The sequence below is a fragment of the Rhodococcus sp. AH-ZY2 genome, assembly GCF_030916465.1.
GTDB classification, from domain to species: Bacteria; Actinomycetota; Actinomycetes; order Mycobacteriales; family Mycobacteriaceae; genus Rhodococcus; species Rhodococcus ruber.
Map to the genome: position 1 here is coordinate 3,848,453 of NZ_CP126458.1, position 22,835 is coordinate 3,871,287.

Here is a 22,835-nt window from a genome sequence, read left to right on the forward strand (position 1 = left end):
CACGGACTGTGGATCACACTCGACCGAGAGCACGGAAGGCCCATCCTGCGTCTCTCCAGACCTGCGCGTCGAGGCAGTTCCGTCCATCGATGATGCTGGGCCGGCGAACCGCCATCCGCAGGACCTGCGGATCGAGCGCGAGAAATTCGCTCCACTCCGTTAGTACGAGGACGAGGTCGGCGTTCACACACGCCTCGATCGCAGACGTCGCGTAATTCAGGGTGGGGAAGACAGCACGCGAGTTTTCCATCGCCTTTGGGTCGAACACGTTGACCGAGGCTCCCTGAAGTTGAATCTGCCCCGCGATGCTGAGTGCCGGGGAATCACGGACATCGTCCGAGTCTGGCTTAAATGCAGCACCGAGTACGGCAACGCTCGTCCCTAGGAGAGTGCCGCCGACGGCTTCACGGGCCAACTCGACCATCCGGGTGCGCCGCCGCATGTTGATGTTGTCCACCTCACGCAAGAACGTCAGCGCTTCATCGGCACCGATCTCACCCGCTCGCGCCATGAAAGCGCGAATGTCCTTGGGCAGGCAGCCGCCCCCGAAGCCGATTCCGGCGTTCAGAAAGCGGCGTCCGATCCGAACGTCATAGCCGATGGCGTCGGCAAGCACAGAGACGTCTGCACCGGCCATCTCGCAGACTTCAGCCATTGCGTTGATGAACGAGATCTTGGTCGCCAAGAAGGCATTTGCTGCGGTCTTTACCAGTTCTGCTGTCGCCAGGTCTGTCACGAGGAACGGTATGTCCTCACTCAGCAGGCGCGCGTAGACTTCTCGCGCAACTTCTTCAGCCCGACCTGGTCGGTTGCGGTCTACTCCTAAGACAAGACGGTCGGGATGGAGAGTGTCGCGGACAGCGTAGCCCTCGCGCAAGAACTCCGGGTTCCAAGCTACGTCGACCTCCACACCGTCGGGCGCCAGCTGTCGTACCCGGCGCCCAATGCGTTCGGCGGTCCCGACTGGGACCGTCGACTTGCCGAAAATGACGCTCGGTCGATCGAGGAGCGGTGCCAGCGTATCGACGACTGCATCGACGTAGGTGAGATCGGCGGCGTACTCGCCCCGCTTCTGCGGCGTCCCTACACCGATGAAATGGACGTCGGCGAAGGCCGCGGCTTCCTCGTACGAGGCGGTGAACCGCAAGCGTCCGTTCTCGATATTCTGCTTGAGGATCGCTTCTAAGCCAGGCTCATAAAACGGCACTTCGCCTGATCCGAGCTTGGCAAGTTTGGAGGTGTCGACATCAACACCCAATACCTCATGCCCGAGCTCGGCCATGCAGGCAGCGTGTGTCGCTCCCAAATATCCGGTGCCGAAGACAGCAATGCGACAACTCATGGAGGAAACTCCGACTTTCTCTGGAGAAGGACTTCGGTATCAGTACGCGCCATCGCTCGCGGCGACGGCCTTAATGGTCTTGCCGATGATCAACACATCCGAAACCATCGACCAGTTCTCCACATACGACAGGTCCAGGCGAATAGACTCGTCCCACGACAGGTCCGAACGTCCACTCACCTGCCAGAGTCCTGTGACGCCCGGTCTGACCAGCAGCCGGCGACGGATCATGCCGTCGTAGTTCTCGACCTCGCGGCGCAGCGGCGGACGCGGTCCGACGACGCTCATCTCGCGACGGACGACGTTGATGAACTGCGGGAGTTCGTCGATGCTGTATCGACGAATGAAACTGCCGACACGGGTGATCCGCGGGTCGTCACGCATCTTGAACAAGAGCCCGGCTCCCTCGTTTCGATCGAGGAGCGCATTGACCTGCTTGTCGGCGTCGGTCACCATCGACCGGAACTTGATCATGCCGAAGGGTTCGCCGTCGAGACCGATGCGTTCGGAGCGGTAGAACACCGGGCCCTTGCTGTCCAGCTTGATGGCGAGCGCCACGAGAGCGAACACGGGAGCCAAGAGCAAGAGAGCCGTGAGCGAGAAGGCCAAGTCGAACGCGCGCTTTCCGCTTCGCTTGGCGCCGTGGTAGCTGGGCTTCTCCACATGGATGAGCGGCAGGCCGGCAACGGGTCGCATCTCCATGCGCGGACCCGCAACGTCCACGACGCCGGTGGCGACGACGAGGTCCGCCTCGTACGGTTCGAGTTCCCAGACCAAGTCGCGGATGCCCTCGTGGCCGAGGGTTTCGGTGGCCGTCACTACAACTGTGTCCGCGCCCGACTCGGCCAGGGCGTCGACGACCGATCGTTCGTCGCCGTAGATGGCGATCCGGCTTCCGTCCACCTCGATGGACTCACCGCGCGCGCCGGCATAGCGCGGAACGCAGACACCGACGACTCGGTAGCCGTCGGAAGCTTCGCGCTGGAATGTCCGCGTCATGAGGCGTACCGCGTGCTCTCCACCGACGACGAGGACCGAGGTTTGGAACTCGCCGCGGCTTCGCTTTCGTGCCACGACGCGCCGCCACATCCATCGACTGAAGATGAGCATCATGAGTCCGGCGGGCAGTGCAATGGCGAGGTAGCCGCGGGCCAAGTCGAGCTTGAAGACCAGCGAGACGATCGCGATGGCACCGAAAAGCCGCAGCGTTCCGGAGATTACGCGCTGGTACTCCTCGTACCCGCTGCCGATGACGCGGCGCGACCGGGTGCGGAAGAGTGCGAGAGTCCCGATCCACGCCGCAGCCAGGCACACCGACACGACGGCGTAGTTCAACTCGCTGAACGAGGTCGCCGCGAGCAGATCGGCGTGCCCGAAGCGCACGACGTGTGCCAGGACGACTGCCAAGACGACGATGACGTTGTCGGTCCAGAAGAGTCGGCGGACGTACGCGCTCTGCCACGACCACCGGGTGTTGCCGGAGCGGTCTCCGACCAGGTAGGGAGTGCGCCTGGCCGGCGCTTCCCTTGCGGCGCCGGCCGTGGTGGTCTGCACCCGGTCCGACTGGTCCACTGCTGATTTCATTCCGTTCCCTCCCCGAGCCCCACACGGGCGAGGTGCCCGTACTGGTGCGATCACCTCGGGCGGAACACACATTCGGCATCGATGGCGTGCGAGTACCTCCCCGTACCGCACGCATCGCAAACCTGTATCGCCCTCGGTATGGAACATCTTGGGGCATTCGGCAGCGGCGTGCATCTCGATCAGGACACGAGTGGGACCAGTGTTGTCGACCGTTGACCTGCGAGAACCTGCTACTTCTCAGTAACTTCTCAGCAAATACCAGGTCAGACGGTATGTTCTCTGCCGAGGCGGGTCGGCCGTTCGACCGCAACCAATTCTTCGTTACAGTGTGAAATATCACACACAGCTATTCCGCACCGCCGGGCGGGCGACGAGTTGGACGCACGACCAATTCGCAAGAACGTACAGACGGTAGGGTCAAAATCTGATACAGAACTGGTACTGGTCGTGCAGGATTTCGGATCTTTCAGCGGATGGTCCTGGCCCATTCCCGGGCACGGCCGCGCGAGGCGACTTCGCGAACGCCGGCTGGCACGTCCGACTTGCCTTGACCCGGAGCAGCCTTCGACGGAGCGCGGGCGTCAGTCCTGACGTCCCCCTGAGTCGTACGAGCGAAGTCGCGAATTTCGCCCGATGGGTTAAACTTCGCACAATCGCGCATTCCTGCGGTGACTCCCCCGCCCCGCAACGGCTCGGTGCGTGCCTATTCCGAGCGATATTCGTTATGACATGAGTACCTCCCACCGACGGATATCCGATTTGTCCCATTCGAGAGACGAGGTGTCGCCATGGGCGAATTGATCGCCGAGAATCCGTGCGTATTCAAGACCGCGGTGGTGCCGGCTGCCGGTATGGGCACGCGGTTCCTGCCCGCCACCAAGACGGTCCCCAAGGAACTCCTGCCGGTCGTGGACACTCCCGGTATCGAACTGGTCGCGTCGGAGGCCGCGGAGTCTGGTGCGGGCCGCCTGGTGATCGTCACCGCGCCGGGCAAGGCCGGCGTGGTCGCGCACTTCGTCGAAGACCTGGTCCTCGAGAATCACCTGGAGGCGAAGGGCAAGCACCACCTGCTCGAAAAGGTGCGCAAGGCACCGAGGTTGCTCGACGTCGAATCCGTCGTGCAGGCCGAGCCACTCGGACTCGGGCACGCCGTCGGGTGCGCCGAACAGGCCCTCGACGACGACGAGGACGCCATCGCAGTCCTCCTTCCCGACGACCTCGTCCAGCCCTGCGGCGTCCTCGAGGTGATGGCCCGGGTGCGCGCCAAGCGCGGCGGTACCGTCCTCTGCGCCATCGACGTGCCGAAGTCCCAGGTCAGCTCGTACGGCATCTTCGAAGTCCAGGAGGTTCCCGGTGTCGCGAACCCCGACGTGATGAAGGTGCTCGGCATGGTCGAGAAGCCGAAACTGGAGGACGCGCCCTCCACCCTCGCAGCGGCCGGCCGCTACCTTCTCGATCGCGCGATCTTCGATGCGCTGCGCCGCGTGAAGCCCGGGGTGGGCGGCGAGCTTCAGCTCACCGATGCCATCTCACTGCTGATCGACGAGGGCCACCCCGTCCACGTCGTCGTCCACCGTGGTTCGCGGCACGACCTCGGCAATCCCGGCGGCTATCTACGTGCCTGTGTCGACTCCGCCCTTGCCAGCCCGGAGTACGGCCCGATGCTGCGGTCATGGCTGACGGACCGGCTCAAGCAGATCGATCCCGACGCCGCGCCCGACGCCCTGCAGTAAGGGTCGGCCACCCGCGGACCTGTCGGTCCCTTCTACCGGCCCATGCCGTGGTAGCGCCAGCCGTGGGAGCGCCAGCGCTGGGCGTCGAGGCAGTTGCGCCCGTCCAGCACGGTGCGTGCTCGAACGACTGTGCCGATCTCCTCCGGATCCAGGTCCTTGAAGGCCTGCCATTCGGTGAGCACCAGCACCGCATCGGCACCCTTGCACGCTTCGGGGATGTCGGCCGCATAGGCGAGAGTGGGGAACAGCCGTCGAGAGTTCTCCATTGCCTTCGGATCGAAGACCGTCACGGCTGCGCCCTGCAACTGGAGCTGGCCGGCCACGTTGAGCGCCGGGGAATCCCGGACGTCGTCGGAGTCGGGTTTGAAGGCCGCGCCCAGAACTGCGATCCGGGTGCCCAGGAGGGATCCGCCGCACGCTTCCCTCGTCATCTCCACCATGGTGCTGCGGCGCCCCATGTTGATGCCGTCCACCTCCCGGAGCAGGTGGAGAACGTTGTTGGCGCCGAGCTCGCCGGCCCGAGCCATGAACGCCCGAATGTCCTTCGGTAGGCACCCACCTCCGAATCCGAGTCCCGCATTGAGGAATCGCCGTCCGATCCGGGCGTCGTAGCCGAGCGCATCGGCCAGCTCGACCACATCCGCGCCACTCGCGTCGCACACCTCGGCGACGGCGTTGATGAAGGAGATCTTCGTGGCCAGGAACGCGTTCGCGGCGGCCTTCACGAGTTCGGCGGTGGCGATGTTCGTGACCAGGAAGGGCACGCCGTCGGCGATCTGGCACGCGTAGAAGTCGCGCAGCGTCGCTTCGGCTTGCCCTCCGCGACTGCGGTCGACCCCGACGACCAACCGGTCCGGGGTGAGGGTGTCGCGCACGGCGTACCCCTCGCGCAGGAACTCGGGGTTCCACGCCACCTCGACGTCGTCGCCGGCCGGCGCGGCGCTCCGGGCACGCTCCGCCAGTTGCTCGGCCGTGCCGACCGGCACGGTCGACTTCCCGACGATCAACGACGGACGGGTCAAAAGCGGGGCAAGCGCGTCGACGACCGCATGCAGCTGAGACAGATCCGCGGCGAACTCGCCGCTCTTCTGCGGGGTGCCGACGCCGATGAAGTGCAGGTCCGCAAAGTCGGCGGCTTCGGCGTAGGACGTCGTGAAACGCAACCGTCCGCTCTCGAGGCTGCGCCGCAGCACCTCGTCGAGTCCGGGCTCGAAGAAGGGCACCTCCCCCGCCGTCAGCTTCGCGATCTTCCCGGCGTCGATGTCGACGCCCAGGACGTCATGCCCCAGTTCTGCCATACAGGCGGCATGAGTGGCGCCCAGGTATCCCGTGCCGAAGACTGTGCAGCGCATGCTCCCAGAGGTACCCAGTACGGGTGTTCAGCACACCGATGCACGCTGAGGGCTGAACCAACAGTGCATGAAGAGTTGGCGCTGTCGGCCGGTTCAGACCGACCAGGTCCGAGCCGGCGGAGTCGCCACGAACACCGTCGCGTCAGAACTCGCGGCCTGCACGACGAGTTCGGGGTCCGAGGCCGCAACCCATGCCGCTTCCCCCCGCTGGAGGTTCAGCACCCGGTGGCCGCACCGCAGCTGTACTGTTCCCTGCACGCACAGCAGGATCCGCGGGGTCGAACCACCGATCCGGGTGGTGGCGGGTCCCGACGTTCCCGCCTCGTCCAGCGCCACCCGCCACAACTCGAACTCGCGCACGGGCGGTGCGTACAGGCGTTCGTGTCCGTCGCGGCGGGCGCGCACCCACGGCACACCGACCGAGTCGAAGTCGAGCACGCGCAGCAGTTCCGGTATGTCCACGTGTTTGGACGTGAGCCCGCCGCGGAGCACGTTGTCCGAGCTCGCCATGATCTCCACAGCGGTGCCCCGCAGGTACGCGTGCAGGTTGCCCGCGGGGAGGAACAGGGCGTCGCCCGGTTCCATGCTGACCCGGTTGAGCAGGAGGGAGGCGAGGACGCCCGGGTCCTCCGGATAGGCGAGACCGAGCTCGAGGGCGGTCCGCGCCGCGGCGGTGAACTCGTCCTCCGACCCGGACCGGGCCTCGAGGTAGCGCCCACAGCCCGTGAGGACGGCGTCCGTCAGGCCCACGAGCGATTTGGTCGGCAGTGTCATCCATGCGGTGAACAGGGCGCGCAGTCCTGTCGCATCAAGGTTGTCCCCGAGTTCGGAGGCGTACGGCGTCACCTCCGACACCCCGAGGTCGCGGAGGAACTCGACCGTCTCGGCCGGTGGCCGGAAGCCGGCCAGCGCCTCGAATCGGCTCAGCGCGACGACCATCTCGGGTTTGTGGTTGTCGTCGCGGTAGTTGCGGTGCGGGGCGTCGAGCGGAATTCCTGCCGCGTTCTCGCGCGCGAACCCCTCCCGGGCCTGAGCCCGGCTCGGGTGCGCCTGCAACGAGAGCGGCTGCTCGGCGGCGAGGACCTTCAGCAGGAACGGCATCCGGCCGTCGAACTGCCGAGCACAGTCCGGCCCGAGCTGACCTTCGGGGTCGCGCGCGATGAGATCACACAGCGGCACCGTGGCATCCCCGGCGTCCACCGTCGCCGGGGCCACCGGATGGGCGCCGAGCCACAGCTCGGCCTCCGGCTCCTGGGTCGGCGCGGGCCGGCCGGTCAGCTCGGCCAGCGCGGTGTGCGAACCCCACGAATAGTGTCGAACGGTCCCGCGAAGCGGATACATCGAACTCCTCCCCGGAACCGGATCAGCTTGTCCTGCACGTCACTACACGTCGGTGGAGAACCGGACGCCGCCGTCCGGCAGCACGACTCCCGGCCATACCCGGGCCCCGCGCAGCAGCTCGCAGCGGGCACCGACCTCGGCGCCGTCGCCGATCACCGCGTCGCGGACGAGTGCGCGCGGCCCGATGCGGGTCCCGAACCCCACGATCGAGCGCTCCACCACCGCCCCGGCGTCGATGCGCGCGCCGTCGAACACCGCGACACCGTCCAGGCGGGCACCGCCGCCGACCACGACGTCGCGGCCGATCACGGTCCCACCGATCAGCATCGCGCCGGGCGCGACCCGAGCGGTGGGGTGCACGCGGGACTCGCCGCACTCCCCCGCGAGCGCCGGCGACGGCGCGATGCCGCGCACCAGGTCGGACGAGCCCTGCACGAAGTCACCGGGTGTGCCCATATCCCGCCAGTAGCCGGTGTCGACGTGGCCGAACACGCGTGCGCCGTCCACGAGCAGCGACGGGAACACCTCGCGCTCCACCGAGACGGGACGTCCGGCCGGGATCTTCTCGATCCATTCGCGGCGGAACACGTAGCAGCCCGCATTGATCTGATCGGTCGGCGGATCCTGCGTCTTCTCCAGGAACGCCGTGACCCGTCCTTCCGAATCGGTGGGCACGCACCCGAAGGCGCGCGGATCGGCGACGCGCACCAGGTGCAGCGTCACGTCGGCGTCGTTGGTCTCGTGGGTGTGCAGGATCTCGCGCAGGTCGCTGCCGCCGAGCACGTCGCCGTTGAACACCATGACGTTGTCGGCGCGCAGCTGCGGGAGCACGTTCCGGATTCCGCCGCCGGTGCCGAGCGGTTCGGTCTCGGTGACGTACTCGATCTCGAGGCCCAGGCTCGTGCCGTCACCGAAGTGCTCCTCGAAGACCTCGGCCCTGAACGAGGTGCTGAGCACCACGTGAGTGATGCCGGCCGCCCTGATCCGAGCCAGCAGGTGGGTCAGGAACGGCACGCCGGCGGTGGGCAGCATGGGCTTGGGAGCCGACAGGGTGAGGGGATGCAGTCGTGTTCCCTTGCCTCCGACCAGGATCACCGCATCCGGTGCGTGTTCTGCATTCATGATTCCCCCGGTGCGACGCACGAGCGAGGCGTGCGCGCACGAAGTCGTCGTCCCGGAAGCACGCCGTGGCGACATCCCGTCGGGGATGCCGCCAGCGGGCGCTCGGGATCAGCTCTGCGAGAGGTCCGGCAGTCCGCCGAAGAGATCGATCACGAGACCGATCAACTCCTCGGGGGTGTCGATGATGTCGTCGGTGCTCGGCCCGTCCTCGGTCTCGGCCTGCGGCACGGTGCCCTCCGACTTGGTCGGCGCGGACTGGGCGGCCGGGGCCGCGGGTGCCGGCGCAGCGCCGTCGCCGGCGATGTTCACGACGATCGGATCCTGGAACGGCGCTCCGGAGCGGAGGCCGACGTTGTCCCACTGGGTGCCGGCGGCGTCCTGGCAACCCCAGTACACGTAGTAGGTGCCGGCGGCGATGGGCTGCGGGCCCTGCGAGACGGGCTGCCCGTCCTGCACGAAGGTGATCGCGGAGGTGCTGGTGTTCTCGATGGAGAACTTCGAGCCCGGGGCCTGCGCGTCCGCGCGGCCCGACGGGTCGGCGGCGTCGAGGCCGCTCTGCTTGGTCGACACGTACGACACGCAGGTGACGCCGGCGGACACGTCGACCCCGGCGAAGTCGAAGTCGACGGTGATCGAGCCCGGCGTGCCCGAGGCCGAGACGTTCGGATTGCCTGCGGCGGACGCGGTCCCCGGCACGCACAGCGCCAGTGCTCCCACCCCGGCCACGGTCACGGCAGTCTTCTTCAGAACGGATTGCATCAAAGCTCCCTCGAGTACGGCGTCTCCGCGAGAAGTCGCGGCGTCCACTTCGACCCCCCGGTCGGAATGTTCTGGGACACCGTAACCCGAGGCGGCCTCACATGCGAGTCGGTCGGTCTGTTTCCGGCGGCGCCCCGCGCGCCCGCACGCCCGCCTCCAATCTGCACTCTCGGTGTCGTTTCAGCGGACTATTCCAGCCCGCGCCCGTCGCCGCGGACGAAACGATGGACTCAACTGGCATCGTTTAGGGTTCGACGCATGGACATCGTCTTGTGCCTGTTGGTTCTGTGGGCAGCGCTGTCGGTGCTGGTCGCGGTCGTGGCCGGTGACGCCGTCCGGCTCCGGGAGGAACGGTCCCGCCCGACGCGCGCCGCGGAAGCGCCCGCCGCGCCGACCAAGCCCGAAACGATCGTCCGGGCCCCGGTCAGGGTCTGAGCACGTCCGCGGCAGCTGCGTCTGGTCCTATTCCGCCACGGCGAGGGGCGCCGGGTCGGCAGCGCCGATCACGCCGCCCGGCGCGGGAAGCGGAACCAGCGCGCACTGGCTGGACCCGGACGTGAGAGAGCAGATCACGGCGGGAAGGATGTAGGGAAGCAGATCGGTACTTCCGGTGGCCGCACTTGCGGTGGCCGGCACGGCGACGGTGATGGCGGCACAGCCCAGGATGCCGGCGAGAAGACGCTTCACGAAGACCTCGATTCGAAGAGGAAAAGACCTGACGGTCGGTTGAATCGGGCAAATCCCCGAAACGTTACATCGGCGAAGAAGAAGCCGCGCAGAGTTCCCAGGGCACGGCAGCACCTTCGGCCTCGGATCCACCCGCCCGAAACCACAAGAGCGGTAACGGGAATCAAGGATCTCGGGTGACCGTTTGTTACGCTCCGCTCCCCCGGTCCGCGTGCCCGAGATCCCGCCCGGGATCGACGACGTCGCGCACCCGCTGCTTGAGCGTGACGATGTCGGGGAAGCCGCCGTCGGTCTTGCGGTCCCACACCGTCCGGTCGCCGGCGGTGACGACGAAGATCCCGCCGGTGCCGGGCACGAGCGCGACCTCGCCGAGATCGGTACCGAAGGTGTTGAGCAGTTCCTGCGCCATCCACCCGGCGCGCAGCAGCCAGTTGCACTGCGTGCAGTAGGTGATGGTGATGCGGGGGGCGGTGCGCGGCTCGGTCACCGCCCGAGCGTATCGGCCGGCCGCTCGAAGAAGGTGAGGCCCCGCCGACCGTGGTGGCGAATCGGCGGGGCCTCGACGCGAGCCGGTGATGGGGGGTAACCGGCTCGCGAGTTGTCGCCTTCGCAGGGGGGACAGGAAGGCGACACAGAGACACTAGTCCGATAGATAGTTACTCGCGAGTACAAATGATCTTGTGCCGGTCGGGGCCGTTCCGCGGGTCAGGACTGGGCGCTGTGACGGTCGCGTTCGCGCTCGGCGCGCTGGATCTCGACGAGGGATTCCTCGGTGTCGGCCACGCGCAGCACCTTGCCCAGCACCAGGCCGATCGCCACCGAGACGATCAGCCAGGCGACGAGGATCGCCGCAACCCACCACCACATACACCCAGTGTGTACGAAGTTCGTCGCCGATGGGTAACGCGGACGCAAGTGTGACCGATATTGCGTCGCCTAAGGCGAGGTGGTGAAGTATGCCCGCACGACCCCGACCACGTTCGGTGCGGGGAAAACCTCGTCGGGGTTGCCTAGTCCCCCTACCTTGACGGTCCACTGCCGGGTTCCGGTGTCGACCGCGGGGCCATCTGCGGCGAGGACGTAATAATCCGCGCCTTCGCAGTGATACGCGCCGACCATACCGTCGGCTCGCCCGCCCCACGCGCCGCCGTGTCTGCGGAAGCAGTGGGTGCCGTCGTCGAGTTCGATCCACTCGGGCGCCACATCTGTCGCGGCAGGCACTGGGCCGAGGGGCTCTTCGAGCCGGTACTGTAAGAACTCCTGCTTCCATACGTCGATCCCGCAGGTCAGAGATCTGCGGTCTGGATGGATCCAGCAGGTGTGTGCGCTGTCTGCAGTGGAACCGCAGGACACGATATCGGCGCCGCGCGAGGATACCGACGGATAGGGGTACTGGCAGTCGATGACCGTCCGTCGCGGGTTGCGCGCGCTCCACCCGGGCAGTGGGGTACCGGTGCGGTCGACGGCAACGACATCGATGACCTCCGTGTCTGCCACCGGACGGCTCACGATGATTTGGTAGCCGTTGTGATCTATGCCTTCCACCGCGCCGACAATGCCATCGATGACGGTGCGCACCCCGTCCACCACCCACAGGACCGGGGCTACGATGGTCGACAGGATCGGGCCCAGATCCGCTTCCTCGAGTGCAAGTTCGGCACAGTCCAGCGCCATGTTCAATGCGGTGGCGAAGAACTGCGTCAGCTCGCCCGCACCGGCGGGATCCGAGGCCGCCAGTTTGCTGAACGAGCTCAAGCAGGTAGCGCCCTTCATCGCCTCGAGGAACTTCTCGGCGCCGGCGCGCCCGCCCACCCGCTCGATCGCCATCGCGTAGGTGCCGACGCCGAAGTCGAGCGCAGTCAGCAGGTAGCTCGCCGGGTCCGGCTTGATCATCACCCCGTCGGATGCCCGGCGCCCGACGAGGTCGAACTCGATCTCACTGCCCGCGGGTAGCAGCTCGACGCGATTGCCCAATCGGCTCGGTGCGGGACGTAGCAAGTCGGCGGCGTGCCCGATCCAGTCCTTACGGTCCGTGCCGGTGAACTCCAGGCCGGGAGTGTATTCCACCGAGACGCCGTAACCGCGCGCATTCACCGCCTTCAACAGCGGCGACTCCTTGTCCTGGCCGAGACACCAGTACACGCGCTTGCCCTGATCGCTGGTCACATCGAAGCCTGCCTTACGGACCTCGTTCTCGCCGGGGCATGTGGGCGGTGACCCGTATCCGAGGCTCGCGATGTCGTCGAATCGTCCGCGCAGCCACGTAGCCGCCGACGCGCGCACGTCGTTCCAGCGGTCGACCAGCCAGAACGAGAAATGATCGGTCGTGACGATGATTTCGCCGTTTTCATAGCGCACGGCGGTAGCCACGGTCGGTTCGGACTCCGGGCTCTCGGCATAGGTGACCGTCGGAACCGGTTCACCTGGTTCGAGTTCGCCCACCGGAAAACGCAGGGTAGCGTCACCGGTCAGCTCGGCCCCGTCGAGTTCGATCGACCAACCGCTGCGGCCGTCCGGCGTGGTGGCCGCGTCGATGCGCAGCTCGCCGTCCGAGTCGACCGAGGAGCCTGGAATTTCGACCGTCACGCCGCCATCGACAGAACGCCACGTCGTCTGCTGTTCCGGCGAGACCTCGATCTTCTCGACCTCGGGTTTGCCCGAGCAACCGGAGATCACGAGAAACGAACACAGCGCGGCGCCCAATACTGCCCGGAAACCGGTTCGACCCCACTTCATTTCGGTGAGACTAGCCGAAATGTTGCCACCCAGTCTCAAATGAGACGGTCAAGAGTTCTCACCGCGTCGATTCCGACGAGTTCTACCGACTCCTCGGGGGTGAGGTCATCTATGACGCGAACCTGGTCGCCGAGCGCCTCCAACAGTGTGGGGCCACTACAACTACGATCGAGTCCACCGTGCCCTGGCCGGTCGAGCACCTTACGAATGCCTCCGCAAGAAGACACGAGACCTGCTGTCGTAGGTCTCCGTCAGAAACACGCCCAAGCGCGATGTTGCTCCACTTGTCCCACATTTCGTACCGATCAACCGTAAAGTCCCCGACGTGCCGACCCAGACAATTCGCCGTGCCGGACACGCACTCCTCGTTCCCGCCCTCGCCGCGCTGACCGTGCTGGCCGCAGCTCCTGCCGCCGCGCAGGACCCCGTCGACCCGCCGGGCGACGTCGTCTTCGGCACGCAGACCCTGGGATTCGGCGACACCGTCGCCTTCCGCGGCCACAGCGACACCGCGACCCTCACCGTCCCGGTGCCGGACGGGCTGCGGCCCGCCGCGTTCGACACGACGGTGCAGATGCCCGCCAACGTCTCCCGCGGCTGGATCGACGTCCAGTCGCAGGGCCTGCTGCTCGCCCGCATCGACCTGCCCGCCGCCGGAACCCTGGTGCCGGTCTCGCTGCCCCTGGAGGCGGCACCGGTCATGGACCGGGCCGTCACCGTCACCCTCACCGTCCATCTGCTGCCGTTCGACGGCATCTGCCCCGAGGACTGGACGGATCGGTCGGTGGTGCTGCGCGACGGGCGCGTCCGCTACACCGGGGCCCCGACCCCGCCGGCCGTGGTCGCCGACTTCCTGCCGCCGATCCTCGAGTCGCTGGAACTGTCGCTGCCCGCCGACCCCACCCCTGCCGAGTCGGCCACCGCACTCGATCTCACCGCGGCCGTCACCGCCCAGTACACGGGTCGGCCGCTGCGGGTGACGGTGCAGCCCCTGCCCGGCGACGACGCGGTGCCGCCCGCCCCGGCCGGGCCGTTCACCCGGCAGATCGCGATCGTCGAAACCGACGGCGCCGGTGCCGCCGCCCTCGTCGACGTGCCCGGCGGCGTCCCGGCCCTGGCGGTGACGGGCAACGCCGACGCGCTGCGCAACCAGGCCCGCCTCGTCACGAGCGACATCTCGTCGGTCGCGGTGGCCTCGGCCGCCACCGTCGGCACGCTGGGTCTGCCGCCGCGGCTGTCCCCCGACGCGACGACCCTCGGCGAACTGGGTCTCGGGGCCCTCACCGACACCGGCGTCGGCGTGGTGGAGGTGCCGCTCGGCATCGACCAGACCCGTCTGGGACGGCCGTCCCACAATCTGCGGATCAACCTGCAGGGCTCCTACACCCCGCTGCCCACGACCGAGGGCGGCCTGGTGTCGGTGACGGTCGGCGACTCGGTCGTCGACTCGTGGCCCGCCGACGCGACGGGCCGGCTGGATCGGTGGATCACCGTGCCGGACACCGTGCTCGGCCGGGTCACCGACGTGGTGGTGTCGTTGCGCTCCACCGGCGGCACCCACCAGTGCGGCCTGCAGCAGCCGATGACGCTGACCGTCGACGCCGGCAGCCGCGTCACCACCGAACCCGCCGATCCGCCGCAGCCCGGCGGGTTCCGGTCGCTGCCGCAGGCGCTGCTGCCGAAGGTGAACGTCGCCGCCACCGAGGCCGGGATCGCCGACACCGCCCGGGCCGTCGCGCTCGTGGCCGGGCTGCAGGGTCTGACGTCGGTGCCGCTCGACCCCGAGTGGGTGAGCCTCGACGAGGCCGCCACCGGCAGCACCCCCGCGATCGTCGTCGCCGCGGACGGCCGCGTCCCCGAGCAGCTCGAACTGCCGCTGACCGGCACGCAGGGCCGCACCCTCGACCTCGTCGACCCGGCCACCGGCGACGCCACCACCGTCACCTTCCCGACCGACGTCGAGTTCGCGTCGCTGCAGGTGGCGCGCGACGGCGAGCGCGCCGTCCTCGTCGCCGCCGCCACCGACGTGCCCGCCGAACTCGACCGCACCCTCGGCTGGCTCGCCGCGCAGCCGCAACGCTGGGCCGAGCTCGACGGCGACGTGCTGTTCACCACCGCGGACCGCGACCCCGTCGAACTCGCGCTCACCGACCCCGCCACCGAGTCCACCTCGCAGCAGTCCCTCGCCGCGTCGACGACGTGGGTGCTCGTCGGGGGCGGCATCGTCCTTGCCGCCGGCCTCGCCGCGGCTGTGATCGGCGCGCTGCGATGGCGTCGCGGCCGGCCGCGCCCGCACTGATCGGACCCGCCATGAGCACCGTGACGACCACCGAGCGCGCCGCACTGTTCGCGCACACCAGCGCCCGCTGGGCGATCATCGTCGCCGCGACCCTGATCGGCTACCGGACCACGTGGCTGGCGCTGTCCGAGGAGGTCGCCCGCGGCACCGGCGGCGGCTACGTGGCGCTGGTGCCGCCGTTCGCGGTGCTGGCCGCCGAGGGCGTCACCCGGCGCCGGCGCGGCGAGCTGCCGATCCACGACCGGCAGACCGACCGGATCGTCGGCGGTGCCGTCCTGCTCATCGCGATCGCCGTCAAGTGGCTGCTGCTGCCGCGGTACGGGCCGAACTACCAGATGATGCACCTGGACGTGCTGTCCGCGTGGCTGTTCGTGATCGGCATGTGTGTGCTGCTGTTCGGGCTGCGGGTGACCTCCCGCTACTGGCCGGTGTGGCTGCTGCTGCTGGGCACCTCGCCGCTGGCCTACCGGGCGATGCTCGTGCAGCTCGGGGGCAGCAAGTTCGCCGCCGGGTTCCTGATGGTGCTGCTGGGTTCGGTCGCGATCGCCGTCGCGGTCGGCCGCACCCGGCGCCGCGCGCTGATCGGTTTCGGCGCGACGATGCTGCTCGGCCTGGCGCTGCTGGTCGTGGTGACCACCCGCTACCCGGATGCGCGGGTCGCCGTCGCGCAGATCGTGCCGTCGGCGGTGGCCGCGCTCGTCGTCGGCGCCGCGTTCTACCTGTACCGGTACCGGGGCCTGGCGCCGCGGACCCTGCCGCCGAACCCGGTGTCGCCGCGGGAGGCGGCCCGCGCGCTGCTGCTCATCGTGCCCGCGACCGTCGTGCTGGCCGCTGCGCCGCTGCCCGATCAGCAGCTCACGCCCGTGTCGGTGGGTCCGCCGCCGAGCGGCACCGTCAGCCAGGTCGTCCCCGTCGGCTGGTATCAGATCGGGTCCGTCGACTACGACTGGCCGCGACGGTATTTCGGGTCGACGGCGCAGCTGCGCCGGCAGATGATCCGCGCCGTCGAGCCGCGCGCCGACTGGGACCGGCTCTCGCGCCCGCGGACCGTCGCGGTGCAGACCCTGCAGGTGCGGCGGGTGGGGGTGTTCGAGGTGTATCCGGTCCACACCATGTACGACCTCGGGCAGGCGCGGGTGAGCCCGAAGATCCGGGTGGACCTCGGCCGGGGTGTGCAGGCCGACTTCTTCACCGTCGTGGACGACGACCTACTGCTGACGTGGAGCCTGATGAGTTTCGTGTGGACGCGCGGCGACGTCCTCGCGCAGCGGGTGAGCCTGATGACCGTCGACAATCACGAGCTCGACGCCCCGTTCCCCCAGCCCACCCCGAACATGGCGTCGAACGCGAGCGCGCTGCTGTCGGTGTTCCTGCGCGGCCGGGCGTCGGTGGAGGATTCCGACCCCGAGTACAAGGACCTGGACATGCTCACCGAGGTGGGCCGTGAACTGGTGGAGGCGCAGTGGCGCGGCATCTAGTCGACGAGGAGTTCAAGGCCGCGGCGCTGCACGACGCGGTGTACGGGCTGCGGGAGAAGCGGCCGCTGTCGTCGGCGTCGGTGGCGTTCGTGCCGTGGCAGAAGTGGCTGACGCTGGGCCTGGTCGCGGTGGTGATCCTGGCGCTGGTGTTCGCGACGATCCCGACGCTGACCGTGCTCACGGCGGTGTGCACGGCCGGGTACATCGCCACGCTCGCCGACCGGCTGCTGCTGTTCTCCCGCGGCCTGGCGCGCGACGCGATCTTCACCGTCGACGACGACGAGGCCCGGGCCGTGCCCGAGCAGGACCTGCCGACGTACACGGTGCTGGTGCCGGCCTACAACGAGCCGGAGGTGGTGGGCGATCTGATCGCGGCGATGACCGCGATCGACTATCCGGCCGGGAAGCTGCAGGTGCTGCTGCTGCTCGAGGAGGACGACGCCGTCACCATCGCCGCGGCGCGGGAGGCGGGCCTCGGCGAGATCGTGGAGATCCTGCTGGTGCCGGCGGCGGATCCCCGGACCAAGCCGAAGGCGTGCAACTACGGGCTGCACTTCGCCACCGGCGACGTCGTCACCATCTTCGACGCCGAGGATCTGCCCGATCCGTTGCAGTTGCGGCGGGTGGCGGTGGCGTTCGACCGGCTCGGCGACGACGTCGCGTGCGTGCAGGCGAAGCTGGCGTTCCACAACGGCACCCAGAACATGCTCACCGGGTGGTTCACCGCCGACTACGCGCTGTGGTTCAACTTCGTGCTGCCCGGGCTCATGCGCTCGAATTCGCCGATTCCGCTGGGCGGTACGTCGAACCACATCCGGTGCAGCGTGTTCGACGAGATCGGCGCGTGGGATCCGTACAACGTCACCGAGGACGCCGACCTGGGGGTGCGCATCGCCGAGTCGGGCTACCGTACGGCCGTATTGGACTCGACGACGCTCGAGGAGGCCAACAGCGATCCGATCAACTGGATCCGGCAGCGTTCCCGCTGGTACAAGGGCTATCTGCAGACGTGGCTGGTGCACGTGCGCCGGCCCGTACAACTGTGGCGGGGCATCGGCACCGTGGGGATGCTCCGGTTCACGACCCTGCTCGCCGGGACGCCGATCATCGCGTGCCTGAACATGGTGTTCTGGCTGATCACCATCTCGTGGCTGCTGGGCCAGCCGTTCCTGGTCGAGGAGATCTTCCCCTGGTACGTGTACTTCCCCGCGCTGATCTCCCTGGTGTTCGGTAACTCCGCGGTGCTGTACATGAACCTGGTCGCGTGCCGGGAGACCGGCAACTCGGCGCTGTGGCTCGCGTGCCTGACGGTGCCGCTGTACTGGCTGATGATGTCGGTCGCCGCGATCAAGGGCACCTACCAGCTGATCCGCAATCCCTCGTACTGGGAGAAGACCTTCCACGGGCTGTCCTCATGAGGAGCAGCGCCGCCCGGGTGTTCTGGCTGTCCTGCCTGCTGTACGCGGCGGCGGGCCTGTACCTCGCGCTGGATGTGGCCTATTTCCAAGGCGATTCGCTCAGCCGCGTGGCGGCCGCGCGCAGCGCCCTGCACAGCCGCGACCCGCACCTGGCGGCGATCGGGTTCGTGTTCACTCCCCTGACGGCGCTGCTGCAGCTGCCGCTGGTGGCGCTGTCGGACTGGTGGCCCCCGCTGACCCGGTGGGGCATCACGGCGGTGGCGCTGTCGGCGCCGTTCATGGCCGGGGCGGTCACCCAGGTGCACCTGTTCGCCCGCGACCGCGGCGCGTCGCCGTGGCTGGTGTGGACGGTGACGGCGCTGTTCGCGCTGAACCCGATGATCGTGTACTACGGCGCCAACGGCATGAGCGAGGCGCCGTTCCTGATGCTGCTGTGCTGGGCGACGCGCCGGCTGGTGCGCTGGATCAGCACCGACGACGTGCACGACCTCGCCGTCGCCGGGATCGCCGTGGGCCTGGCGTATCTGGCGCGGTACGACGCGCTCGCCGTCGGCGCGGCCGTCACCGTCCTCGTCGTCGCGGTGACGCGGTGGCGCACGGGCGGGTGGCGTCCGGCGCTGCTCGACGCGATCCTCGTCGCGTCGCCGGTGGCGTTGTCGTTCCTGGTGTGGGCGGCGACGAGCTGGCTGATCACCGGCGAAGCGCTGCAGCAGTTCTCGTCGTCGTATGGCAACGCGGCGATCCTCGAGCAGAGCGGCGGCGGTTCGGCCGGGGGTCTGGCGGCGCTGGCGTTCTCCGTCGCCGAGATCCTGGTGCTGGGGCCGGCGCTGCCGCTGCTCGCGCCGGTCGTCGCGGTGCTGGCGTGGCGCCGCCGGGACTTCGAGCCGGTCGTGCCGTTCGTGGTGCTGGGGGCGGTGCTGGCGTTCGCGGCCCTGTCGTACTTCCGGGGCATGACGTTCCCGTTCCTGCGGTTCTACCTGGCCGCGGTGCCGCTGGCGGCGATGTGGGTGGTGCAGCTCGCGCCCCGTCGCGGGCAGCTGCGGGCGCGGCGGCTCGGCGCCCACGCGACGGTGCGCCCGCAGGACCGCGGCTCCCTCGCGCCGGTCGGGGCGCTCGCGCTCGCGGTGTCGGTGCCGGTCACGTTCGTCGCGATGGGCGATGCGAACCTCTCGCAGGAGCAGCATGCGCTGCGCACCGTGCTGTTTCCCGACCCGGACGACACGTCGGAGCTGCGGGACCAGGAGAACCGGATCATCGCCTCGTTCGGCACGGAACGCCGCGTCGCCGACTATCTCGACGACCTCGACCTGCCCGACGGCTCGGTGGTGATGGACACCGTGTACGGGTTCGCGGTGCTCACCGCCACCGACCGGCCCGAGCAGTTCGTCGTCCCCTCCGACGCCGACTTCACCCGCATCCTCAACGACCCCGCCGCGAACGGCGTGCGCTATCTGCTGACCGTGCCGAACGAGGGCCGTGGCGTCTCGGATGCGGTGAACCGCCGCTACCCCACCGTTTTCGAGAACGGCGCCGACATCGCGACCCTCGATCTGGAGATCCCCAACGACGGCGACAACCAGCCGACCTGGCGTCTGTACCGGATCGGTTGACGCGCGGCGGGCAGCGTGCCACCATCGCTGCACCGACCCCGAAAACGGGGCGACCCCGGCCGGTGCGCCAACACCGAACCGGGGTCTGGGCACACGACAGATGGAGCTGTCATGCACCGTGAGGTGGATTGTATCCACACGCCGATTCCCGGCGCGTATCCCCGCAAGTGGCCGCGTGCCACACGCCCCGACGTGGCGTCGTCCGCTGCGCTGACCTGCGCGAGCCCGCCGACGACCTGATCTGCACCCCGCCCCGCACCCGACCGCCGGGTCCGGGGCCATCGGTGTTTCCCTGCGTGCGTGCGAGGGCCGTTCCGGTGACCGAGGCGCACGCGGTCACGTCGTTTTCCGTGCGGGTCCGACGCTAACCAACCGCATCCGGCAATCCTTCGTCCCGGTGAACGGCACCGGGCACCCGATCGAGCACGGGTCGACACGTCCGACCGGGTCCAGCTCAGCCGCTTGCCTTTTCGGCAGGCGGCCACACGTGCTGGCCGAGACGCGGTATCGGGGCATGGTCCGTGGGTTTGCTTGGGGAAGGGGCCGACGAGTCAGGGACCCGAAGGGTCTCCGTCTGCTTTGCCGTCCCGAAATCTTCTCTGCCGCGCCCGAACACGTGTACTCGATCCGGCGACGCGCACCGGCACGGATCCCCAGTGCCGGGTCTACAGCACCGGGATCAGCGCGGGCTCGGCGGCAGCTCGTGCAATGCGCGCACCAACGGCGCCAGCTCCGGGATCTCGCACGCCTCGCCGAGGGCGGCTTCGAGGGTGGCATCGTGCGTCGGACGCGCACTGTCCAGCAGCTCGCGCCCGGAGGCGGTCAGTTCGGTGTAGATGCCGCGGCGATCGTCCTCGCACAGGATCCGCGTGAGCAATCCGCGCTTCTCGAGACGATTGACGAGCCGGGTCGTCGCGCTGCTGCTCAGCGCGGCCGCACGGGCGAGCTGCGCCATCCGCATGTGCCAGCCGTCCTGCCGGCTCAGCGCGTCGAGCACGGTGTACTCGACCACCGAGAGCTGGTGCTGCTGCTGGAGGGCGCGTTCGAGCTCGGTGTCGAGCGCCCCGTGCAGCGCGGCCAGCGTGCGCCAACCTTGCGCGCGGATCTCCACCGCATCGTCCGCAATGCCCACGTCGCCTCCTCGCTTCCTGCCCTCGCCGATACTACCCGCTTGCGCATGCATAGAGCGCGTGCAACTATTTATGAGGCGTCTGCAACTACTGCACACGCGCTCTATGCGCTGACGCGCAGACCTTCGAAAGGAACTCGACGTGCCTTCAGGCCTCATCGCCCTCGCCATGGGCGGATTCGGGATCGGCCTCACCGAATTCGTGATCATGGGATTACTACCGGAGGTCGCTGCGGACTTCGCCGTAAGCGAGTCCGTCGCCGGCTACCTCATCTCCGGGTACGCGCTCTCGGTCGCCCTCGGCGCGATCCTGCTCACCGCCGCCCTCACCCGCTTCGACCGGAAACGGGCCCTGCTGTCCCTGATGGTGCTGTTCATCGTCGGCAACCTGCTGTCGGCCCTCGCTCCGTCGTACGAGGTCATAATGGGCGGACGCATCGTCGCGGCCCTGTGCCACGGCGCGTTCTTCGGCATCGGATCGGTCGTGGCTGCGGACATGGTCGCACCCTCCAAGCGCGCCGGCGCCATCGCCATCATGTTCGCCGGCCTCACCATCGCCAACGTCCTCGGAGTTCCGTTCGGCACCCTGCTCGGTCAGCAACTGGGGTGGCGCTCGACCTTCTGGGCGATCACCGCAATCGGCGTGGCGGCGCTCGTCGGCATCACCGCCCTGGTGCCGGCCACTCCCCCTGCCGCCACGCACGGCGGCCTGCGCGGCGAACTCCACGCGTTCCGCAACAAGCAGGTCTGGTTCTCGATCGCGCTGACCGTCCTCGGCTACGGCGGCATGTTCGGCGCCTTCACCTACATCGCCTTCACCCTGACCGAGGTCAGCGGCTTCGCGACATCCAGCGTGCCGTGGCTGCTCATCGTCTTCGGCTCCGGCCTGTTCGTCGGAAACTACCTGGGCGGCAAGGCAGCCGATCGGGCCCTCACCCCGGCGCTGACCTGGATTCTCGCGCTGGTGACCGCCGTCCTGATCGTCTTCGCCGCGACCGCCGACAACCGGGCCATGACGATCCTCTCGCTGTTCCTCATGGGCGCCTTCGGTTTTGCGACAGTCCCCGGCCTGCAGATGCGAATCATGAACTACGCCTCCGCCGCCCCCACCATGGCCTCCGGCGCCAACATCGCCGCCTTCAACGTGGGCAACGCCCTCGGTGCCTGGCTCGGCGGACTGACCATCGCAGCCGGCCTGGGCTTCACCTCCCCGATCTGGACGGGTGCAGTCGTCACAGCCGCTGGCCTCGTCGTGCTGCGGATCGCCACGGCGATGGATCGGCCGAGTGCCGAGGCGCCGGCGGACTCGACGCTCGTGAACATCTGACCCTCGCCCGCTGACCTCGCGTCCACCGGCCCGCCGAGGCTCGCCGATCGGACTGGCGTAGCGGTCTTTCAGGCTCTGGAAGAACGACTTCGCCAGAGCGTTCTCGTAACTCCGCGCGGCCGCCGTCCAGCAGCAGTAATTGCGGGCCGCTCGAGTCGTGTATCGCGTAGTGCATCCGCACCTCGCCTGGCGGTGTATGGCCGATCAGTCGTATTTCGCCTCGTAGCGCAGCAGGACCGCGCCACCCGGGAAGGTGCGGTTCTCCAACAGTCGCAGCGAGATCCATGACGGCAGTGTCGGGAAGAACGGGGTGCCGCCGCCCACGGCGATGGGGGCGACCACGAGCCGGTATTCGTCTACCAGTCCCGCCTGCACGATCGGTGCGGCCAGCGTCGCGCCGGCCACCTCCAGCGTCCCGTCGGTTTCGGCTTTCAGCTTCGTCACCACCTCGACCGGGTCACCGCGTTCCAGGCGGGAGTTCCACTCGACGGACTCCAGGGTGCGCGAGAACACGACCTTGGGCATGTCGCGCCAGATGCGGGCGAAGTCGACGATCAGAGGGGTGGCGTCCGGGGCCTTGTCGGCAGTCGGCCAGTAGGCAGCCATCAGTTCGTAGAGCCGCCGCCCGTAGAACGACAGGGCGGTCTCCCGCTCGAAGTCGTTCCAGTACTGGTGCAGTTCTTCGCTCGGATCGCTCCAGTCGATGTTCCCTTGCGCATCGGCGATGTACCCGTCCACCGACACGTTGAAGCCATAGATGAGTTTGCCCATGCAGATCAGACTGCCCCGGAGGGCGAAACTCATCGCGACGCCGCACAAGTTATTGCCGAATCGTTGTGGACGAACGAGCGTCAGGCGACCTCCTCCCACGTGCAGGCCGGAAGCGCCGCCTCCGGTCCATCGCCGACCGATGCCGGA

Annotated in this window: 19 protein-coding genes; 7 read left to right on the plus strand and 12 right to left on the minus strand. The window is 68.3% G+C overall.

Annotation, left to right across the window (positions count from 1 at the left end):
• Positions 1–13: 13 nt before the first annotated feature.
• On the minus strand, positions 14–1,342 hold the full coding sequence (locus QNA09_RS18480) for a UDP-glucose/GDP-mannose dehydrogenase family protein (protein WP_059174988.1): 1,329 nt from the start codon (positions 1,340–1,342) through the stop codon (positions 14–16).
• 39 nt (positions 1,343–1,381) lie between these two features.
• Entirely contained in the window at positions 1,382–2,926 is a 1,545-nt protein-coding gene (locus tag QNA09_RS18485; protein WP_244213173.1) for a sugar transferase, read from the minus strand.
• Positions 2,927–3,714: 788 nt separating this feature from the next.
• Here QNA09_RS18485 and QNA09_RS18490 point away from each other — a divergent pair.
• Entirely contained in the window at positions 3,715–4,659 is a 945-nt protein-coding gene (locus QNA09_RS18490; RefSeq protein ID WP_119699999.1) for a UTP--glucose-1-phosphate uridylyltransferase, read from the plus strand.
• Positions 4,660–4,691: 32 nt separating this feature from the next.
• Here the strand turns inward: QNA09_RS18490 and QNA09_RS18495 are convergent, their stop codons facing one another.
• The 4 genes from QNA09_RS18495 to QNA09_RS18510 form a co-directional block, all read right to left on the minus strand.
• Positions 4,692–6,011, minus strand: a complete 1,320-nt coding sequence (locus QNA09_RS18495; RefSeq protein ID WP_119700000.1) for a UDP-glucose/GDP-mannose dehydrogenase family protein — start codon at positions 6,009–6,011, stop codon at positions 4,692–4,694.
• A gap of 93 nt (positions 6,012–6,104) precedes the next feature.
• Positions 6,105–7,352, minus strand: a complete 1,248-nt coding sequence (gene manA / locus QNA09_RS18500; RefSeq protein WP_119700001.1) for a mannose-6-phosphate isomerase, class I — start codon at positions 7,350–7,352, stop codon at positions 6,105–6,107.
• Between the two features lie 42 nt (positions 7,353–7,394).
• Entirely contained in the window at positions 7,395–8,474 is a 1,080-nt protein-coding gene (locus QNA09_RS18505; protein WP_059174986.1) for a sugar phosphate nucleotidyltransferase, read from the minus strand.
• Positions 8,475–8,582: 108 nt separating this feature from the next.
• The gene (locus tag QNA09_RS18510) at positions 8,583–9,233 is read right to left on the minus strand and encodes a hypothetical protein (RefSeq protein WP_017681459.1); all 651 of its coding nucleotides are present in this window, start codon (positions 9,231–9,233) and stop codon (positions 8,583–8,585) included.
• Positions 9,234–9,491: 258 nt separating this feature from the next.
• On the opposite strand from QNA09_RS18510, the gene QNA09_RS18515 reads away from it, so the two are divergent.
• Complete coding sequence (locus QNA09_RS18515; protein WP_017681460.1) at positions 9,492–9,668, plus strand: hypothetical protein; 177 nt, start codon at positions 9,492–9,494, stop codon at positions 9,666–9,668.
• Positions 9,669–9,695: 27 nt separating this feature from the next.
• Here the strand turns inward: QNA09_RS18515 and QNA09_RS18520 are convergent, their stop codons facing one another.
• The 4 genes from QNA09_RS18520 to QNA09_RS18535 form a co-directional block, all read right to left on the minus strand.
• Entirely contained in the window at positions 9,696–9,920 is a 225-nt protein-coding gene (locus QNA09_RS18520; protein ID WP_017681461.1) for a hypothetical protein, read from the minus strand.
• A 187-nt stretch (positions 9,921–10,107) separates the two neighbouring features.
• On the minus strand, positions 10,108–10,407 hold the full coding sequence (locus tag QNA09_RS18525) for a SelT/SelW/SelH family protein (protein ID WP_010593303.1): 300 nt from the start codon (positions 10,405–10,407) through the stop codon (positions 10,108–10,110).
• A 218-nt stretch (positions 10,408–10,625) separates the two neighbouring features.
• Positions 10,626–10,787, minus strand: a complete 162-nt coding sequence (locus QNA09_RS18530) for a hypothetical protein (RefSeq protein WP_017681462.1) — start codon at positions 10,785–10,787, stop codon at positions 10,626–10,628.
• Positions 10,788–10,856: 69 nt separating this feature from the next.
• The gene (locus tag QNA09_RS18535; RefSeq protein ID WP_234420107.1) at positions 10,857–12,656 is read right to left on the minus strand and encodes a hypothetical protein; all 1,800 of its coding nucleotides are present in this window, start codon (positions 12,654–12,656) and stop codon (positions 10,857–10,859) included.
• A 325-nt stretch (positions 12,657–12,981) separates the two neighbouring features.
• Here QNA09_RS18535 and QNA09_RS18540 point away from each other — a divergent pair, with 325 nt between their 5' ends.
• Genes QNA09_RS18540 through QNA09_RS18555 form a run of 4 tightly spaced genes read left to right on the plus strand, consistent with a single transcriptional unit; the run spans position 12,982 to position 19,461 of the window.
• Positions 12,982–14,955: a hypothetical protein gene (locus tag QNA09_RS18540; protein WP_119700002.1), complete on the plus strand. Its 1,974-nt coding sequence runs from the start codon at positions 12,982–12,984 to the stop codon at positions 14,953–14,955.
• Positions 14,925–16,433, plus strand: coding sequence for a hypothetical protein (locus QNA09_RS18545; protein WP_119700003.1), 1,509 nt, complete (start codon positions 14,925–14,927; stop codon positions 16,431–16,433). Before QNA09_RS18540 ends, QNA09_RS18545 begins: the two co-directional genes overlap by 31 nt.
• Positions 16,418–17,851, plus strand: a complete 1,434-nt coding sequence (locus QNA09_RS18550) for a glycosyltransferase (RefSeq protein WP_119700004.1) — start codon at positions 16,418–16,420, stop codon at positions 17,849–17,851. The genes QNA09_RS18545 and QNA09_RS18550 overlap by 16 nt, the downstream gene beginning before the upstream one ends.
• On the plus strand, positions 17,848–19,461 hold the full coding sequence (locus tag QNA09_RS18555) for a glycosyltransferase family 39 protein (protein ID WP_208643852.1): 1,614 nt from the start codon (positions 17,848–17,850) through the stop codon (positions 19,459–19,461). Before QNA09_RS18550 ends, QNA09_RS18555 begins: the two co-directional genes overlap by 4 nt.
• A gap of 679 nt (positions 19,462–20,140) precedes the next feature.
• Here the strand turns inward: QNA09_RS18555 and QNA09_RS18560 are convergent.
• A complete protein-coding gene (locus QNA09_RS18560) occupies positions 20,141–20,593 on the minus strand; it encodes a MarR family winged helix-turn-helix transcriptional regulator (protein ID WP_119700006.1) in 453 nt (150 codons plus the stop codon).
• A gap of 139 nt (positions 20,594–20,732) precedes the next feature.
• Here QNA09_RS18560 and QNA09_RS18565 point away from each other — a divergent pair, with 139 nt between their 5' ends.
• Positions 20,733–21,917 carry an MFS transporter gene (locus QNA09_RS18565; protein WP_119700007.1) on the plus strand — a complete coding sequence of 395 codons (1,185 nt, stop codon included), beginning with the start codon at positions 20,733–20,735 and terminating at the stop codon, positions 21,915–21,917.
• A 204-nt stretch (positions 21,918–22,121) separates the two neighbouring features.
• Here the strand turns inward: QNA09_RS18565 and QNA09_RS18570 are convergent, their stop codons facing one another.
• Positions 22,122–22,688, minus strand: a complete 567-nt coding sequence (locus tag QNA09_RS18570) for a dihydrofolate reductase family protein (RefSeq protein WP_119700329.1) — start codon at positions 22,686–22,688, stop codon at positions 22,122–22,124.
• Between the last annotated feature and the right edge of the window lie 147 nt (positions 22,689–22,835).